This window comes from Paenisporosarcina sp. TG-14 (assembly GCF_000297555.1).
GTDB classification, from domain to species: Bacteria; Bacillota; Bacilli; order Bacillales_A; family Planococcaceae; genus Paenisporosarcina; species Paenisporosarcina antarctica.
Window position 1 is genome coordinate 22,924 of record NZ_AMGD01000017.1, and the last position, 18,165, is coordinate 41,088.

Here is an 18,165-nt window from a genome sequence, read left to right on the forward strand (position 1 = left end):
TCATTTTAGATTTGAAATAGTGAGGGGTTGTTTTATATTAAACTAAAGTACTTTGTCTCAAAAGCTCGAGTTCTTCCAATCGATTTTGAAATTGCTCAACCGTCAATCCATGCTCTACGGTATAACGGTTGCGAGGATGTGTACGACATTCATCTGTACAACTACGCATGTAAAGATGCTCGTTTTCTTCTGAACACAGAATTTTGTCGTTACATTCTGGGTTAGAGCAGTTTACATAGCGCTCACATGGTTCGCCTGTAAAATGATCTTTTCCAACGATAATGTGCTCAACATGATTAATAGGAACCGCAATGCGTTCGTCAAAGACATACATTTGACCATCCCATAGTTGACCTTGAACTTCAGGGTCTTTGCCATAAGTAGCAATTCCGCCGTGAAGTTGTCCTACATCTTCGTAGCCTTCTTTTACTAACCAACCAGAGAATTTTTCGCAACGAATTCCACCTGTGCAATATGTTAAAATCTTTTTACCTTCAAATTGTTCTTTGTTCTCGCGCATCCAGGTAGGTAGATCTCGGAAGTTTTTGATTTCTGGTCGAACCGCACCACGGAAATGACCTAAATCGAATTCATAGTCATTGCGTGCATCAATTACAATCGTATCATCTTGTTGCATTTTTGCGTAAAATTCTGTAGGCGACAAATACTGGCCTGTAATTTCGTTCGGGTTGATATCATCTTCCGCAAGTCCAAGATGAACAACTTCATTGCGAGCACGTACATGCATTTTCTTGAATGCATGACCTTCGACGTTATCAATTTTAAACACCATATCGGTAAAACGTTCATCGTCCCTCATCATGTCCATATAGGCTTGTGCTTGCTCAACTGTTCCAGAAACCGTACCGTTAATGCCTTCAGTAGAAACGATAATTCGTCCTAATAAGCCAATAGCTTTACACGCAGCTAAGTGAGTTTGTGCGAAGAGTTCAGGTTCTTCAATTACTATATATTTATAATATAACAAGACTTGATAAGCTTTGTTTTCCATTTAAATTAACCACCTTACATTTATACTAATTCAATCAATAATTATAGCATGGAAATTGTGTCTTGACTATAAAAAAAGTGTGTTTGAATAAATTGGAATACGATTAAAACTAATTGTTGTTATTAATATTTTTAATTAATGATATAAAATGTGTATTATAGGTAAATAGTAGATATAGAGGAGAAATTTTAAGATAACTAACCTACCAAATATTTCAATTGTTCTATAACAGATGTGGTATGTTATTGGTATGTTAAACTGAAAATTTTCTTGAAAAGGGATAGAAAAAATTTAATTTTCCATTTTGGAAAATCTCAAGTATAAAGGATGATAAAACGATGAAATTAACAGATGAGAGAGTCGTGCCGGATTTAATGAGCAATATGAATGGTTTATTATTAGAACATATCGCTCGTTATCATTTTGCAATTGATTATGGAAAAGGAGCAGTTCTTGATATAGCATGTGGTTCGGGTTACGGTGCACAATTAATCGCAAAAGCGCGTAAAGAAAACATTTCATCTGTTACAGGAGTAGATGTATCGTCAGAAGCGATTACTTATGCAAAGGGAAGATATTATCATCCTCTTGTTTCATTTAAACAGGGAAGTGTAGAGGATGACGATTTTATGGAATCATTAGGATTATTTGATACGATTATAAGTTTTGAAACAATTGAACATGTTTCAAATGACCGCTCTTTTTTTCTACAGCTAATGAAAAGATTGAAACCTGGTGGCACGCTTGTCCTATCTACTCCTTTTGGAAAAGGAAGAGGGGAATCATGTAGCGCTCCATTTCATTATCATCAGTTAACTGTTGATGAATTTCATCATCTCTTTCATGATTTTCCTCAAACTGAATTTTATTATCAAAGAGGAGTGTTAATAGAGCCGCCGCGTAACTCCATGCACTACCCGATTGGACTAGCGGTCTGTAAAACACAAGAACACTAAATATCGTACTTTGAAGAGAATTGGGGGTGAAAAAATGAGGAAATTAGAAAACAAAGTCGTGCTCTATAAAAATGAGCAATATCGAGTAATTAAAGAATTCTCAGATGGATTTTATATGATACAAAATGTTCATCATGCCATTTATATCGAATTAGTATTGTATAAAGATATTGCATCCTGCACGATATTATCTGAAGATTTTTCTGAATGAAATAGGTTTATTGTTTTTGTTTTTACTAACAACGTGAAATTCCCTCAATTAATAGTCGGTTACTCTTCCTATTCCTCAATATAAAGATGCTAATTTCAAAGTGACAAAAATCCCCATATCCACCAAAGTTCCTTACTCAATAAAGTATACTAAACCTCTTAAATTCCGACAAAGAATCAAGGGATATGAGAAAGATTTCGCTGGATTATCGTACAAGTTTAATAGTACAATTAATAGTACGATAATTCAGATAATTTAAAAGGAGTACAATTATAAGGGGGAAACTACATGTATTCAAAAATTTTATTAGCATCAGATGGATCTAATCATGCTTTACGTGCGGCTGAATCAGCTCTTAAACTTGTTACAGAAAATTTCACGAAAGTGACCTTATTATATATTGTGGACCCTAACAGAATTAAGAAAGCTCCAGCGAATTCAAAGTATGACGAGATTTTTTTCCGCCAAAAGCGAGAAGAGAAATTACAATCAACGGAAGATTTGTTTATAAAGCATGGAGTTGCTTACGAAGTGAAAATGTTTAAAGGAGACCCGGAAGTTGAAATCATAAAATTTGTGAATCATCATCCCCACGAAATACTAATTATGGGTAGTAGAGGTTTGAGCACTTTGCAAGAAATGGTTTTGGGTAGTGTTAGCCATAGAGTGATGAAAATGGCTAAATGTCCCGTGATGGTTGTAAAATAAACGACAAGAAAACTTTAGCGAAATCCTACTTCCTTTGTGAAGTAGGATTTTTTAGTTTTCTAAGTTTCTGTATAAAGTAGATTTACTAATACCTGTTTTTACTTTGATTTCCTCAAGAGAATATTTTTTGGAATGATACATCTCGATTGCTTCATTAACACTTACCATTGATTTTTTAGGACGGCCAGCATTGTTTCCCTTTTTTTGTGCTTCAAGTAAGCCGATTTTAGTTTTAGCGCTGATGGATTGTGATTGAAATTGGGCTAATTCTTCTAAGATCGTGAGAAAAGAATAAGTAGAAGACTCAGACGTACTAATTTGATTTGCTAGAAATTGTACCGTTACTTTACGTTTAGTTAATTGCTGCAATAATTCTAATAGATGGCGTGTTGAATCTGCTAGGACATAGAGGTTATAAACGTATATTACATCTCCAGCTTTCACGATTGTAAGTAATGTATCTAATTTAACACGATTTTTAGCACTTGAATGATCTTCAATAAAAAGATGAGTATGTTCAATATTATCTAGTTCCTGAAATTGACGTGAATTTAGTTCATCTTCTTCGAAAGGTCGAATATATCCATATTTCACTGTGTCTAAAACCTCCTAATATAATTCATTAATTATATCATATGAGTTCATTTTAATCGTTCCTTTTTGGGAAGATTCATGATATAATCCAACTCGTGTCTACTAATAAAGATATTTATAGAAAGATTATATAAGAAAATAATTAATGATTGGGATGAATGGTTTGATCGATAAAATAAAATTAAATTGGTTTTCTAACATACGAGGAGATGTATTGGCAGGAATTGTAGTAGCTTTAGCGCTCATTCCTGAAGCCATTGCCTTCTCTATTATTGCAGGGGTTAATCCAATGGTGGGTCTTTATGCATCCTTCCTTATTGCTGTAATCATAGCGTTTGTCGGAGGGCGACCTGGGATGATTTCAGCTGCCACAGGGGCCATGGCTTTACTAATGGTGCCATTAGTGAAAGATTATGGTGTCGAATATTTACTCGCTGCCACAATTTTAACTGGGGTTATTCAAATCCTGTTCGGGGTCTTCAAAGTAGCAAAAGTTATGAAGTTTATACCGCGTGCAGTAATGATTGGTTTCGTTAATGCACTTGCCATATTAATTTTTATGGCGCAAGTTCCTCACTTCTTAGGCATTTCTAATTTGACCTATGTGTTTGTAGCTATAACATTAGTAATCGTCTATGTTCTTCCTAGATTTTTGAAATCTATTCCAGCCCCATTAATTGCTATTGTTGCTTTAACAGCGCTTGCTATTTTTTCTGGTTTTGATTTAAGAACGGTAGGCGATTTAGGCACGATTACGCAATCACTTCCTTCATTCTTCATTCCAAATGTGCCATTTTCTTTAGAAACAATCATGATTGTGTTGCCATTTTCATTTGCATTAGCAATCGTTGGGTTACTAGAAACACTTCTAACAGCCACAATTGTTGATGATATGACAGGAACAGATAGTGATAAAAACAAAGAATCACGTGGACAAGGGATTGCTAACATTGCAACTGGATTTTTCGGTGGTATGGCCGGTTGCGCCATGATCGGTCAATCAGTTATTAATGTGAAATCTGGCGGACGTGGTCGATTGTCAACATTGGTTGCAGGTCTATTCCTCATGTTCCTCATCATCGTTCTAGGAGAATTAGTTATTCAAATCCCAATGCCTGTCTTAGTAGGTATAATGATTATGGTGGCTATTGGTACGTTTGATTGGTCTTCGTTTACGTATTTGAAAAAAGCACCAATTACCGATTCCATTGTAATGGTAGCTACGGTCTCAATCGTTGTGCTAACTCACGATCTTTCTAAAGGGGTTATTGCAGGGGTAATATTAAGTGCCATTTTCTTTGTTGCTAAAATTTCTAAAATTGAAGTGGTAAAAATGATAAAAGGAAGCGAAGTATATTACGAAGTGAAGGGACAATTATTCTTTGCTTCAGTCGAAAGTTTTGTTGATTCTTTCGACTATTACACGGAAAAAGAAAATATTGTTATCGATTTTTCTAATACTCAAGTATGGGATGATTCAGGAGTAGGGGCTATTGATAAAGTAGTTTTGAAACTTAGAGGAAACCATAATCATGTCATAATTACTGGTCTTAACTCAAGCAGTCAGAAATTAGTTGAAAAACTTGCTGTTTATAATAATGAAAACGCAAAAGTATCAGCACATTAAACAGTAAAAGAGGCGTTCTCAAAAGTCATGTAACCGACTTTTGAGGACAGCCTCTTTTTGTATTTATATTTTATTTACTCTTATTTTTAACAGGTGGTTTCTTGAATGAAGCAAAAATAATTGCTCCTACTAAGAACAGACCAAGATAACCGACAACTGGATAGAACATGCTAACTAATTTTGTGAATCCAACAAAACTTGCAAGATATGCGATGATGCCAGTTGCGATGACGAATATTCTAAATTTTGCAGTTCCCATTTTAACGAAGCGTGCTGAGAACGAGAAAAACATCCCTACTGCCGTGTTATAAATCATAGCAAATAAGATAAGTGACATAAATAATCCAAGAATAGGATGAATATCATCAGCAAGTTTTAACATAGGCATATCGAATTCTGCCACTACGTCAATTTTTGCAAAGATTGCCAAGTAGCTCAAGGTGATCAAGATTCCAAGACCGAGACCACCAAACAGTCCACCACGAGCTGCAATCTTCTCATCTTTCTCAGTTCCACCCATAACGATAGCCATGGATGCTCCAACTGCGATGTTAAATGAAACATAATTAATGGAAGAAATAAACCAGTTTGGTAAAGAAGTAGGCTGATCATTTGCTAGTAAATTTAACTCGTTAAAAGTCATATCCATCGTTGTAATGCTATAAACAGCAATTAAAACAACAGCTAGCACGAGGAATGGCGTCATACCAGCGATAATCGCGATGACTTTTTGGACGTTCAACATGATGGTGATAATAACTGCTACCACCATGACAGTACTGCCGAGAGTAGAGGATAGTCCGAATTGCTGCGAGAAAATTGAACCCGCTCCTGCAATCATGACGACCCCAACGCCAAATAAAGTGAGGATAATAATGCTATCGACAATTCTGCCAATAAACTTTCCGCTAATGCCATAAACAACTTCTTTATGTGAAGTCGTTTGCATTCTACTGCCGAGTCTCGTCAAATTCATGCCCAGGTAACCAAATAAGGCTGCCGAAATCAATGCACCAACTAACCCCATATATCCAAAACTTGTAAAGTACTGAAGTATTTCTTGTCCTGAAGCAAATCCCGCTCCAACAACTATGCCTATAAAGGCACTACCCATCTGTAAACTTTTCTTCATGATGTCCCCCTGAATGTGACTCTTTAGTAAGAAAATTCACACAAATTTGTATTTTAATATAATGAATCTTGAACCTTATACAACTTAACAAGATTCAAGACATTATTCAATGAAGATCACAATTCCCTAACCAAGGATGAATCAATTGGACTGTGTAAATGGAAAATTATATGGTGAACTGTAATACTAATTAATGTAATAGACAAAGAAATATTAAATTTTAATGATAAATTGATAATAAATACAAATAAAATTCAGTATGTATAACTTGTAATAGATTAAAAGGATATGCTCGTATTGAGATTTTAGAATCCATATTAAAATAATTCTACAGTTCAATCCTTATTAATTTTGAATGTGCTATTGCACGTTTTCTTCTTTAATTTGAGGGTAAATATAATTATGTAGAAGAGTAAGAAAAAATAAATAGTAAATAAATAAATTCCAATCTTTAGAGAATGAATTTATTACCAATTAGGAGGAAATTAAATGACAAAGAAAATATTAATGGTTTTAACTAGCACTGATAAAATGGGTGAAGATATTTCAACAGGCACATGGTTATCTGAATTTGCAGACGCTTACTTGGCGTTTAAGAAGCAAGGATACGACGTGACAGTTAGTAGTATTTTGGGTGGTAAAGCCCCAGTAGATCCTGGTAGCATTGATGAAAACACACCACAAGAGATTTTGGATGCCGAAAAGTATTTAGCGAATACAGTATCTATTGAAGAAGTAGAAATGGGTGAACACGAAGTAATATTCCTTCCTGGTGGTCATGGTACGATGTTTGATTTTCCTGAGAATAAAAAGCTACAAAGTTTATTGCGAGAATTTTATGAAGCGGACAAGTACGTAGTATCTGTATGTCACGGCCCAGCAGGTCTAGTCGGAGCAACACTTTCAAATGGTCAACCTCTCGTGAAAGGTAAACGAGTAAGTGGGTTCACGGATGCAGAAGAACGCGAGACAACATTTGATTCATTGATGCCATTTTTATTAGAAAGCAAACTTCGTGAACTTGGCGCTACAGTTGAAACTGTTCCAAATTGGTCTGAACACTCAGTGGTAGATGGTAAGTTAATTACAGGTCAAAATCCACAATCAACACCACTGGTCGTGAAAGAATTATTAAAGAAAATATAGATATATAAAGGGGGAGCTTTCCTTAAAGTCATAAAATATGACAAAGGGAAGTTCCCTTTTTCTTTTTAGTAGAGGTAGATTTGCGTTTCAGCGCACTTCCATGTTTCGAAGCTAACGAAGCGATGCAGCGCACTATCATGTTTCGAAGCTAGCGCAGCGATGCAGAAACAGAAACAGACGGACGCTTTCCACGGGCATGGCCTGCCTCCTCGAAGAGCAAACAAGTTGTTCAACCACAACTTGTTGCCTGTGGGGTCTTCAGCTCATGCTATTCCCGCTGGAAAGATATTGAACGAACTGTCTAATTCGTCCAATATATTTGCGACGAGTAAACGCAGGAGCACATGTTTTTCTTGGCGTCTTCCACTCCAATCATCCTTAAGTTTATCAGTTGCAAAACAGACAATAATAACTGTTTACAAGGTTCAAATGCAGATCCAGAAAACAGACTTATTTTTTATTGAGGACTTATTAGACAGCTCCTTTTCTATGTTTAATGCTATAAACAACAGGATTAAGATAGGTTAAATCAATTATTTTTGTTTGTGAGTCAATTTAATAAATACCTTTTGATGAATGATACACGAATATTTAAAGTGTATTTCTTTGAGTGTGTTAAGAATTTCGCTAATTTGATTGGAGTGAAGGGCGGCGACTCCGGCGGGAAAAGTGTGTCCAGGTGTGACCCCACAGAGAGCATAGCGAACGAATTGTACACAATTCGTTTGCAACGAGTAACCGCAGGAGCATAGGTTTTTCAATTAACGAGGAGGCACACGGACCACCCGCGGAAAGCGTCCGTCCGTAACGGAAATCGACAGAATCTCTGTTTTTAGAATGTTCGTGTTTACATCCGGTCTTATTAATTATGAAATTGACTCTTGTAATAGATAATTAAAAAAGTGACCAAATATTATCTTTATTATGATATTATTAAGATAATATTATGGGGGTGCACAAGAATGCCATCTATACGTCCAAGCTCGGATTTAAGAAACAGATATAGTGAAATTGCTGAATATTGTCATCAGCACGAAGAACCAGTGTTCATTACGAAGAACGGAAAAGGCGATCTTGTAATAATGAGTATGGAAACTTACGAAAAGATTGTTAACCAAAAGAAGGACACCATCTTAACGGCAGCAGAATCGAAAGTAACGTATCAAACGAATGAGACTACTTAATTTTAGAGAGGAATACGTAATGGAAGGAGTATTTCATCAAATTTTAAAGCGTTTCGATAGTCTTGAAAATGAAATTCGTACTAACATGGTAACAAGAGATGATTTTAAGAACTTTGCGACAAAAGATGATTTAAAGAACTTTGTAACAAAAGATAATTTAAATGAACTACGCAATATGATGGCAACAAAAGATGATTTGAATGAAATACGTCAAGTCATGGCGACAAAAGATGATTTAATTGAAATACGCAAAGTCATGGCTACTAAAGATGATGTAAAAGAAATTCCTGCGATAAAACAAGCGATTTTAGAAATGAGAGTAGAATTGAGTACTGTTCAAGTAGATGTTTCTGAAATGAAGGTAGATATTAAAGAATTAAAAGAAAATGATCAACAAATTTTTAAAGTTCTATCGGATCATCAAGAAATGCTAGATTACTTAACAGTCAAATCTGTTGAACATGATTTACGTTTGAAACGAGTGTAAGTAAGTAAATGAATTGAATTCATAATTCATAATTCATAATTCATACTTATATACGGTGACGAAATATCATGATGTACTGAGAAGTATTTGAATGTAGTTACGTAAATTAATTGTAATCCCTTAACAAATCCAAAATAGCTTTTTCACAAATATAAGTGAAAAAGCTATTTTCTATAAATTCCAAAATTAAATAAATTTCATTTTATTATGATAAGATGTTTTAATATAAAATTCGTATAGATTGAGAAGGCGTTTAAATGAAAAATCGATTAATTATTGCTTTATTTTATTTAGTTGGGTTAACGTTTTTGTCTTTGGGAATTAGTTTGATCATTTTGGCGGATTTAGGTGCTGGTGCTTGGGATGCCATGTATGTGGGGTTAAATGAACATTTTGGCCTTAGTATAGGTACGTGGATTTTTATTGTCGGGATTTTACTGATTTTCGTTAATGCGCTTCTATTAAAAGAACGAATTGATGTTTCTGCGGTAATACCCGTAGTCACTATTGGGTTTTTAATTGATTTTTGGCTTTTATTTGTTTTTGATGATTTTCAGGCTCTTGTGCTTGCGATTCAAGTAGCTATGTTAGTTGGGGGAGTGGCGATCATTGCTGTGGGAATTGCTTGTTATTTACAGTCTAAAATTGCTCGCAACCCCATGGACACATTAATGATAGCCATCCAAACAATCACAGGGAAAAGCATGGCTGTCTCAAAAACGATGATGGAACTTGGGGTGCTAATCATTGCATTCATACTTGGAGGTCCAATTGGTCTGGGTACAATATTTGTCACCCTGTTGATTGGCCCCATGATACAGTTATTCTATAGTCCGGTTACGAAGTTGCGTCATCGTCTATGTGAGGATGCTAATAGAGGTCCAGTCAAAGTTAATTCATAAGCAAAAAGAGTTGAGGAATTCTTAGAGAATTCCTCAACTCTTTTTGTTTTGACTTACGTTAATTTTTAATGTGAAAACAAGTCTGTCGAGTGCTTCACATGGTTTTTCGTTTCTGGATCGACAAAGTGTTTCGCAGCATTAATGGCAATAGGTGCTTCGCCAAATCCACACGCGATAAGTTTAACTTTACCTTTGTAGATATTGCTATCACCAACAGCATAAACGCCAGGAAGTGTCGTTTCCATTTGAGAATTAACCTGTATCGCTTGGCGTTCCATATCCATGCCCCAATTTTTCATGTTGCCGATATGTGAACGGAAACCATAGTTTACGATTACATGATCTGCCTTCAGTAATTCGACTTCTCCGTCTGATTTTCTCACTGCGATATGTGTAAAAGTGTCCCCTTCAGGTTCAAAGTGGTCTACAACATAAGGTGTTTTGACAATAACGGAAGATTGATGAAGCAACTCTATACTGTGCTCATGCGCGCGGAACGAATCTCTTCGATGAACAAGCGTGACCGAATTAGCGATTGGTTCGAGCATAAGTGCCCAGTCAACAGCTGAATCGCCGCCTCCAAATAACACTACATCTTTCCCAGCAAAGGTTCCCATGTCATTAACAAAGTAATGGAGTTGAGTACTTTCGTATTTAGTTGCTTCCTTAAGTTCTAAGCGTTTAGGTTCGAATGCACCATTTCCTGTTGTGAATATAACTGTTTTTGTAAGGTGTGTACCTGCTTCAGTGGTTAGTTTCCATGTTCCGTCTTCTAAGCGAGTCATGTCCTCCACAGATTCACCAGTGATGATGGTAGGTGAAAAAATGGAAAGTTGTTCTGATAAATTATCGACTAAATCTTTTGCTCGTACTTTTGGAAATCCAGCAATATCATAAATGTATTTTTCGGGATAGAGGGCAGTTAACTGGCCCCCGACATTTGGTAGACTTTCGATTATTTTAACCGACATTTGACGCATACCGCCGTAAAAAGCGGTGAATAATCCAACTGGTCCTGCCCCTACTATAGTAAGATCATAAATTTTCATGTGAATCGAGCTCCTTTGTCCTTGTATTATCTAAATTGATTCTACCACTTTCAAGGTATATGTAAGCAAATTTGGACATAATTCAGTCGAAAGGTGTAGTTGAAAGTAAATAAATTGTCACATATGACATACGTTTTTTAAATTATGTAAATTAATGGAATCTTGGCGTTTATTGAATTCATAACGTGATATTGATGTTAAATCCATAATTTTTAAAAATCTTTTATGTTTGTTCAATGACCTTAAGGGAATAATACAAATAAGGAAACCAAATCTTAAGGAGGAAATGAATAATGAGTGAATTCCAAAAACCTGAAATTGAGTCAGAGCATACGAAAGTAGAAAAACGTCAGAAACAGCAAGAAGAAAATGAAAAAGAATTGAAACAAAATCAAAAAATGCATGATAATCGTCCAGAACAAAGTCTAAATAATCAACAGCAGGATTATCAGGTTGAGAAAGATTTAAACAATCAATCGACTGAAAATGAAAACGAGCAACATTTAAATGATTTAACTCACGATATTGCCAATAAACAAGGCCGTAATTTTAATTAGGATGCTTTTAATTTCGAGTAAACCCGAACTTCGATGGATTGTGAAGTTCGGGTTTACTTATTTTCTAACACGTGATTAAGGAGACGTGACTGTGACGGACGATTTTGTCGTCTTGGAAGGTTTTCCGAAGAGGTAACCTTGTCCTAAATCATAGCCTAAACTTTTACAAACTTGCGCTTCTTCGATTCTCTCGATTCCTTCTGCAAGTGTAATAATTCCAAGTGCATGTGCACGCTCATTCGCTTCTTTTAAGAAGTCTAGTTTGCTTTGATCTTGGTCGCAATTGGAAATGTAAGAGCGATCGATTTTCACATAATCTGGTTTGAGTAATTCCAACATATCTAGGGTTGAGAATCCAGATCCAACATCGTCTAAAGCGACTTTTATACCTTCTTTTTTGTAACGATCTAATACTTTCTTTAAATGTCCTATGTCAACAATTTTTTCCGTTTCTACTACTTCAAAAACTAAGTCTTCCGGGTTTACTTGATATTTTTCTACTAGTTTAAATGTATGTTGTAAGCAGAAGTCGGGATTATAAATGGTAGAAGGTAAGAAATTTATAAAGCTTTTTGTGCCAACAGGAACGTTACCTTGACGCACTTTTATTGCTTCTTCACGAGCACGTTGATCGAGCAAAGAATGAAGGCCAGTTTTAGCTGCAATATCAAATAATTTCATAGGTGAAAATGTTACATCTGAGTCTTTTGTTCTCAGTAAGGATTCGTACCCATACACTTCTTTTGAGTGTAAATTAATAATTGGTTGTAAATGGCTAACCATTTGTCCATGTTGAATAAAGTTGACGGTATCTTTTTCATAAAAACGTAGTTTAAATGTTTGTATATCAATGACTCTCTCAAGTCGTTTCGTACGAGACAGTCCCATTTTTATGTCAGTTGAGTGGTTAAGTCTTATTAATTCATCTTCAACCATGTCTAATGAGGAATATGGAGCGAAGGCAACATGATCATTCATTAATTGATATGCACTTGTTATATGTTGTTGAATCTGTTTGGATTCAATGAATAAAAATCCTTCTTTATAAAAGTCAAATGAAATTCCGCAGTGAATGCAACTATTCAAAAAAAAACACCTCAATCCAATCAGTAATTAGTTAACTTTAGTATCACAATAAATTCCGGTTTCCGCAATAATGCATGCACGTTTTTTGGAATTAATTATGAATTATTTCCTTTTAAAAGGAACATTGATCAATAGTATCGAATACTACTTAAGGAATGAACACAAACGAAAAGTAGATTCAAAAAAAGGTAAAATGTTTAATCAAAGAAAATTTTATAGAATGAGGTGTAAAGATGGCAATGTTTAGAGACGTAGGGAAAATTGCTGGGGAAGCTACCGGTTGGGTACTTGGAAAACCAATTGAATTTTTAGGGCATATGACAAATAGCAACACTATTTCTTCAATTGGAAAAGGTGTAAATCAAACAAGTAAGTTTGCGGGGGACACAGTAGGACAAGTGGCTGATGGTGTAGTAAACACGTCTGTGGGTTATGTAACAAAGGATTCAGTAAAAAGTGAAGAAGGTATGAATGATTTAAGTGATGCTGTTAACAAAACGGCTAAAGGAGTTAGGTCTACTGCCAAAATGACCGTAGAAAATGGAAAAGATATTTACACGGGGTATGTAGATCAAGATAATGAGCGAATGAAAAGCGGTTTAAAAGGAATTGTAACGACCGTGGCAATTGGTGCTGTTGCAATTGGAGTAATGGATTTTTTAGGCGGCTCAGATCAAGCATAGGATACAGCGATTGAACAAGATATGATGTATTAAAAAGCATATTGTGAGCACAATAAATTGACGGTTTAATCAATAAATTTTATACTATACCTAATAAATTAAATACGTAACTTCCGATAAGGGGAGTAGCTATACAGCAAAGTCGTCAATACAGGATCACAATCCTCGGTTTTGTTGGCAACAGTAGTTGTTTGCGAGACCTTACCAATTATTTGGTAAGGTCTTTTATTTTAAAAGAGACGTTGTAACCATTTGTTGGTTATAACGTCTCTTTAAATTTATTATAATTTAGAAGGAGGTTTAAGCTTGAAGACTTATCAAGAGCTTGCAAATACAGTGATTATTTCCACCAAGAAAAATCGACTTCTTGATTATGATGATTCGTTAGAACTTGTAGGGACAGGAAGAAGTGCATTTGCCTTTCGAATTAAGTATTCAAATAAAGCAATTAAGATCTTTTTCCCTGATTTTATTCATGTTGCAAAAGAAGAGGCTGAAATTTATAATACGCTACAAAATATTTCCTATTTTCCAACGATTTATGAGTCGGGTCAGAATTATATTGTAATGGATTTTATTGAGGGAAGAACTCTTTATGATTGCATAAATCATGGAGTATCCATAACGACAGATCATATTAATGAAATTGATGCCGCGTTATTAACAGCTTCCAATAGAGGATTAAATCCTTCTGATATTCACTTGAGAAATATTATTATTACACCTAATCAAGAGATAAAGCTTATTGATGTAGCCCGTTTTAGACAAACGAAAGATTGTACCCAGTGGCATGATCTTAAATTAGTTTACCATCAACTATATCTCAAACGGTTTTTTCCAAAGAAAATTCCGACTACTATGTTAAATATCATGGCTTTTTTATATAAAAAACACTTGCTACCCAGTTATTTATCATCTTCTAAAATAGGTTAGAGTAAAGTAAAGTGCTATTAACGAGGTATGATTCCTAACGAAGTGTGAAATTGTAAAATTATTAAATGTGTATAATGCAGGAGCGGCAGTTATTTCAACAACTGCCGCTTTTTTCTATAGATAAAATAAGTCGATTCTCAAGTTAACCAAGAGGTTTGGAATTTAGGATTGGCAAGACTGTGGTGTGTTTAATTTCACGCAGAGCAAGGCTTGTTTGGATGCGAGAGATGCCTAGTTTATTAAGTTTCCGAATGAATTCTTGAAGTTCACGACGATTTTTATTCGCTACTTTTAATAAATAATCATATTCGCCTGTTAGACACTGGCACTCCAACACTTCTGACATGGTTTCTAAGTTGTTTTCTAGTATTTCCAGTTGTTCAGCTTGGTGGATATCTGTACTAATGAAAATATAGCATAAAAGGTCAAAACCTAATTTCTGTTGATCCAAAATAGCGACTTGTCTTATGATGAATCCTTCAGTTTCCAATCGTTTAATGCGTGCATGTGTGGCGGGGGGAGATAAATTGACGCGTCGTCCAAGTTCGGCGTTGCTGATATTCGCTTGTCTTTGCAAAATATCGAGAATTTGAAGGTCGATTGTATCGAGCAATTTACTAGATAGTGGTTCCATATAAGTAATCCCTTTCATGTTTATTCCAAATAACCTGCTTATGATTACTTGAAACAGAATAAAATAAGTTATTTTAATTATATACTTTCAATTGTTTTGAAATCAATGTGAATCGCGAAATAATGTATGGTGAATTCAACTTCAATGATAAAATTAGTTTATCGTATTGAAGGAGTTGGATGACTTGCCATATATATATTATCTTTTATTGTTATTTACAAGTTTGTTATGGGGAGGAAACTTTGTTGTTGGAAAATCCTTAGTGGAGCACGCTTCTCCTGTGACGTTAACAACATTAAGATGGTTGATTGCAGTTATTTGTCTTATTCCAATTGTTTGGTGGAAAGAAAAAAGCCTACTGCCTTCAAGAAAAGCCGTTATTCCATTAATATTAATGGGGATAACGGGGGTTGTGTTATTTAATATATTTCAATTTCTTGCGTTAGACTTCACGTCAGCAACCAATGTTGGGTTGATTTCAACGTTAAATATGTTTTCAATTGCGCTGTTTTCGTTCCTGTTTATAAAAGAAAAAATTAATGCTTTGCAGGTTGGTTCAATGTTTATTTCATTTACAGGTGTACTTTTAGTCCTTTCTAATGGACATATCAAAGTGCTGTTTTCAATTGGCTTCAATAAAGGGGACTTATTGATGCTTGCAGCAGTATGTGTGTTTGGATTGTATTCGGTCTTTAGTAAGTGGGCAATGAAAGAAACGACGCCATTAAAGGCGACGCTATATTCTGGGGTTTTCGGAGTGATTGTGTTAATTCCTTTTAATGTGCGTGACTTTACCATTACAAACGTGGATGCTTCATTTATCCAATCGATTTTGTATACTGGAGTAGTGTCGACGGTAGTATGTATGTTGTTATGGAACATCGGCGTCCAAAAACTGGGTGCAACGACTTCAGGGATTTTCTTGAATTTCAATCCTATTTTCACGGCTATTATTGCTTTTATATGGTTAGGGGAGAAAATGACTTGGATTCAAGGTGTAGGAAGTCTGGTTGTAATTGCTGGGAGCTTTTTGTTTACTTACTTTAAACAGAAGCCTAAATCGTTCCTGACTTTACCTAGAATATATAGAAATAAGAATCTTCCTGTTCCTTTAGTAAATGATCAAATAAAAATATAAGAAGAAATAAACGAACCTCAGTCATATACAGTAACTGAGGTTCGTTTTGCTTTATATCATTTCGTTGCTAATGCATCAATTTCTGCAGTTAATTTCACTAATTCATCAACTAAATCACCAATGTAAGCAATTGTGTCGCGAAGCGGTTGTTCAGTTGTGATATCGACCCCTGCCATTTGAGCAAGTTCAACTGGTGACTTAGTTCCACCTGCTTGAAGAACTTCTAACCACTGAGCAACTGCAGGTTCGCCTTCATTCAATATGCGTTTTGATACTTCAGTTGAAATTGTTAACCCTGCACTGTACGTGTAAGGATATAAACCCATGTAGTAATGAGGTTGACGCATCCAAGTCAGTTCAGCACCTGGTGTGATTACGACAGCATCTCCCCAGAATTCTTCTAAGACACCACGTTTGATGTCATTTAAAATACCTGCATTGACGTTATGACCAGCATTGACTCTTTCGTAAACTTTACGTTGGTAAGCTGCTTCGAGTAAATGTGTCACGAAATTATGATAATACGTGCGAGCTACGATTGAAGAGATGACCCAACGCTTAAATTTAGGGTCGTCCGAGTTTTTAAGTAAGTGGTTAGCCATTAACATTTCATTCATCGTAGATGGAGCCTCAATGAAGTATAACGATGGGCGAGAATTAAAGACATTTTGTTTTTTATGGGCATTATAGAAATGACCTGCATGCCCAAGTTCATGTGCTAATACAAACACTTCGTTCATACGACTTGACCATGAAATCAAAATATAAGGGTGTGCGCCATATGGACTTGAACAAAAAGCACCCGTAGATTTGCCATTATTTTGTGCGAAATCAATCCAACGTTCATCAAATGCACGGTTGACCATATTTAAATAGTCGTCACCCATAATCGCAAGTGCATCGTTCATGTATTTTTTTGATTCTTCAATCGTAATTTTTGGTTCATATGACGGATCTAAAGGGATTTTTAAATCTGCAAATGTCATTTCCTCTAAGCCGTGAACGCCTTGAAGGAGTTTTGCATATTTACGCATATGTGGAGCAAGTTCGCTCATGATTAAATCAATTTGACGATTATATAATGATTGATCGACTTCTTGACCGAACAATAAAGAATCGAAAATGTTATCAAAACCACGTAAGTCGGCAGTAGTTTTTTCGATTTGTAATTTCATATCATATGTTTTTGCTGTTGTATGTTGGTAGTTTTTCAATTGATTTGAGAATGCTTTGAATGCTTCTCGACGTACATCCGTATCTATTTCTGCTTCCCAGTCGCCTTCAAATAACACATAGCTTAACGGGTATTTCTTGCCGTTTACTTCAAAATCTTCAAATGATAAATCAACCATTTTAGTTGTGTTATACAATTCATATGGACCTGCGAATGAAGAAGAGTAAGCGGCTAATGTTTTTTCGACCTCAGAATGAAGCTGATGAGGCTTGCGGCGAATCAATTTTTGTAAGTAAAAACCAAATTCGCTCGAGTTTTTCATTGCAGATTCTAAAACTTCTACTGGTAATTCTAGTAGTTCGCTATCCACAAACGATAATTTACTGCTTAAATTTGCTGCTACTGAACCAAATTTTGCTGAGCGCATTTGCGCATCGCTATCTGTTTGGTCCGTGCTGTATGCAAGACTTGCATAAGTACCCACCGGAACAAATTTTTCATATATTTTTGCATATTGTATGAGCACATTTTCAGCAGCTTGAGCGTTTTTAATGTTGCCTTTAAACTGATTGTAGAAAGAATCCACTACTTTTTCAAGATTTACAAGAGCAGCTTGATATGCTTCTTCTGATATAAATAAATCTTGTAAATTCCACGTTTCATCTGTATTAACTTGTGAACGCGTAGGTAAACTTTGAACCATAATATCTCTCCTCATTATAACGGATATCGAACTATTAATAAGTATAGCTATATTTATTGAAAAATTCACTCTTTTTAACAATTTGGAGAGGAATTTTATTCCATCTGAAAGTAAGAGAAGGGAATGGGAATTAATATAGGTTTTATAAAAATGTGATAATTCTAAATTATTCGGGTATTAATAGTTGGAGCTATTTATTTTGACGGACGGTTATCAATACTATAAGATTATTAAAACCAAGTAAGTTTA

Annotated in this window: 19 protein-coding genes; 12 read left to right on the forward strand and 7 right to left on the reverse strand. The window is 35.2% G+C overall.

Annotated features, from left to right (window positions below):
* Positions 1–37: 37 nt before the first annotated feature.
* Complete coding sequence (gene trhO / locus C406_RS0105750) at positions 38–1,012, reverse strand: oxygen-dependent tRNA uridine(34) hydroxylase TrhO (protein WP_017379645.1); 975 nt, start codon at positions 1,010–1,012, stop codon at positions 38–40.
* 338 nt (positions 1,013–1,350) lie between these two features.
* On the opposite strand from trhO, the gene C406_RS0105755 reads away from it, so the two are divergent.
* From C406_RS0105755 to C406_RS0105765, 3 genes are all read left to right on the forward strand, one after another.
* The gene (locus C406_RS0105755; RefSeq protein ID WP_017379646.1) at positions 1,351–1,968 is read left to right on the forward strand and encodes a class I SAM-dependent methyltransferase; all 618 of its coding nucleotides are present in this window, start codon (positions 1,351–1,353) and stop codon (positions 1,966–1,968) included.
* A gap of 34 nt (positions 1,969–2,002) precedes the next feature.
* Entirely contained in the window at positions 2,003–2,179 is a 177-nt protein-coding gene (locus C406_RS20480; RefSeq protein ID WP_017379647.1) for a hypothetical protein, read from the forward strand.
* Between the two features lie 288 nt (positions 2,180–2,467).
* Positions 2,468–2,887, forward strand: coding sequence for a universal stress protein (locus C406_RS0105765; RefSeq protein ID WP_017379648.1), 420 nt, complete (start codon positions 2,468–2,470; stop codon positions 2,885–2,887).
* A 51-nt stretch (positions 2,888–2,938) separates the two neighbouring features.
* On the opposite strand, the gene C406_RS0105770 is transcribed toward C406_RS0105765, so the two are convergent.
* Positions 2,939–3,481 carry a recombinase family protein gene (locus C406_RS0105770; protein WP_017379649.1) on the reverse strand — a complete coding sequence of 181 codons (543 nt, stop codon included), beginning with the start codon at positions 3,479–3,481 and terminating at the stop codon, positions 2,939–2,941.
* 154 nt (positions 3,482–3,635) lie between these two features.
* On the opposite strand from C406_RS0105770, the gene C406_RS0105775 reads away from it, so the two are divergent.
* Positions 3,636–5,108, forward strand: coding sequence for a SulP family inorganic anion transporter (locus C406_RS0105775; RefSeq protein ID WP_026045621.1), 1,473 nt, complete (start codon positions 3,636–3,638; stop codon positions 5,106–5,108).
* A gap of 70 nt (positions 5,109–5,178) precedes the next feature.
* Here the strand turns inward: C406_RS0105775 and C406_RS0105780 are convergent, their stop codons facing one another.
* Entirely contained in the window at positions 5,179–6,240 is a 1,062-nt protein-coding gene (locus tag C406_RS0105780; protein ID WP_017379651.1) for a YkvI family membrane protein, read from the reverse strand.
* Positions 6,241–6,729: 489 nt separating this feature from the next.
* Between C406_RS0105780 and C406_RS0105785 the strand changes: the two genes are divergently transcribed.
* The 4 genes from C406_RS0105785 to C406_RS0105800 all read left to right on the forward strand — a co-directional run bounded on the left by C406_RS0105785 (position 6,730) and on the right by C406_RS0105800 (position 9,959).
* The gene (locus C406_RS0105785) at positions 6,730–7,386 is read left to right on the forward strand and encodes a type 1 glutamine amidotransferase domain-containing protein (RefSeq protein WP_017379652.1); all 657 of its coding nucleotides are present in this window, start codon (positions 6,730–6,732) and stop codon (positions 7,384–7,386) included.
* A 962-nt stretch (positions 7,387–8,348) separates the two neighbouring features.
* Positions 8,349–8,570 carry a type II toxin-antitoxin system Phd/YefM family antitoxin gene (locus C406_RS0105790; protein WP_017379653.1) on the forward strand — a complete coding sequence of 74 codons (222 nt, stop codon included), beginning with the start codon at positions 8,349–8,351 and terminating at the stop codon, positions 8,568–8,570.
* 19 nt (positions 8,571–8,589) lie between these two features.
* Complete coding sequence (locus tag C406_RS19840; protein ID WP_017379654.1) at positions 8,590–9,057, forward strand: hypothetical protein; 468 nt, start codon at positions 8,590–8,592, stop codon at positions 9,055–9,057.
* Positions 9,058–9,314: 257 nt separating this feature from the next.
* Complete coding sequence (locus tag C406_RS0105800) at positions 9,315–9,959, forward strand: YczE/YyaS/YitT family protein (RefSeq protein ID WP_017379655.1); 645 nt, start codon at positions 9,315–9,317, stop codon at positions 9,957–9,959.
* 65 nt (positions 9,960–10,024) lie between these two features.
* Here C406_RS0105800 and C406_RS0105805 read toward each other — a convergent pair whose 3' ends face one another.
* Complete coding sequence (locus C406_RS0105805; protein ID WP_017379656.1) at positions 10,025–11,008, reverse strand: NAD(P)/FAD-dependent oxidoreductase; 984 nt, start codon at positions 11,006–11,008, stop codon at positions 10,025–10,027.
* A gap of 293 nt (positions 11,009–11,301) precedes the next feature.
* On the opposite strand from C406_RS0105805, the gene C406_RS0105810 reads away from it, so the two are divergent.
* Positions 11,302–11,565, forward strand: coding sequence for a hypothetical protein (locus C406_RS0105810; protein WP_017379657.1), 264 nt, complete (start codon positions 11,302–11,304; stop codon positions 11,563–11,565).
* Positions 11,566–11,640: 75 nt separating this feature from the next.
* Here C406_RS0105810 and C406_RS0105815 read toward each other — a convergent pair whose 3' ends face one another.
* On the reverse strand, positions 11,641–12,651 hold the full coding sequence (locus tag C406_RS0105815; protein ID WP_017379658.1) for an EAL domain-containing protein: 1,011 nt from the start codon (positions 12,649–12,651) through the stop codon (positions 11,641–11,643).
* Between the two features lie 233 nt (positions 12,652–12,884).
* Here C406_RS0105815 and C406_RS0105820 point away from each other — a divergent pair, with 233 nt between their 5' ends.
* Both C406_RS0105820 and C406_RS0105825 read left to right on the forward strand, forming a co-directional pair.
* On the forward strand, positions 12,885–13,334 hold the full coding sequence (locus C406_RS0105820; protein ID WP_017379659.1) for a hypothetical protein: 450 nt from the start codon (positions 12,885–12,887) through the stop codon (positions 13,332–13,334).
* A gap of 306 nt (positions 13,335–13,640) precedes the next feature.
* Positions 13,641–14,267: an AarF/UbiB family protein gene (locus C406_RS0105825; protein ID WP_017379660.1), complete on the forward strand. Its 627-nt coding sequence runs from the start codon at positions 13,641–13,643 to the stop codon at positions 14,265–14,267.
* Between the two features lie 142 nt (positions 14,268–14,409).
* Here the strand turns inward: C406_RS0105825 and C406_RS0105830 are convergent, their stop codons facing one another.
* Positions 14,410–14,901, reverse strand: a complete 492-nt coding sequence (locus tag C406_RS0105830) for a winged helix-turn-helix transcriptional regulator (protein WP_017379661.1) — start codon at positions 14,899–14,901, stop codon at positions 14,410–14,412.
* Positions 14,902–15,085: 184 nt separating this feature from the next.
* Here C406_RS0105830 and C406_RS0105835 point away from each other — a divergent pair, with 184 nt between their 5' ends.
* Positions 15,086–16,039, forward strand: coding sequence for a DMT family transporter (locus C406_RS0105835; RefSeq protein WP_017379662.1), 954 nt, complete (start codon positions 15,086–15,088; stop codon positions 16,037–16,039).
* A 56-nt stretch (positions 16,040–16,095) separates the two neighbouring features.
* Here the strand turns inward: C406_RS0105835 and pepF are convergent, their stop codons facing one another.
* Entirely contained in the window at positions 16,096–17,916 is a 1,821-nt protein-coding gene (pepF, locus tag C406_RS0105840; RefSeq protein WP_017379663.1) for an oligoendopeptidase F, read from the reverse strand.
* Positions 17,917–18,165 lie beyond the last annotated feature (249 nt).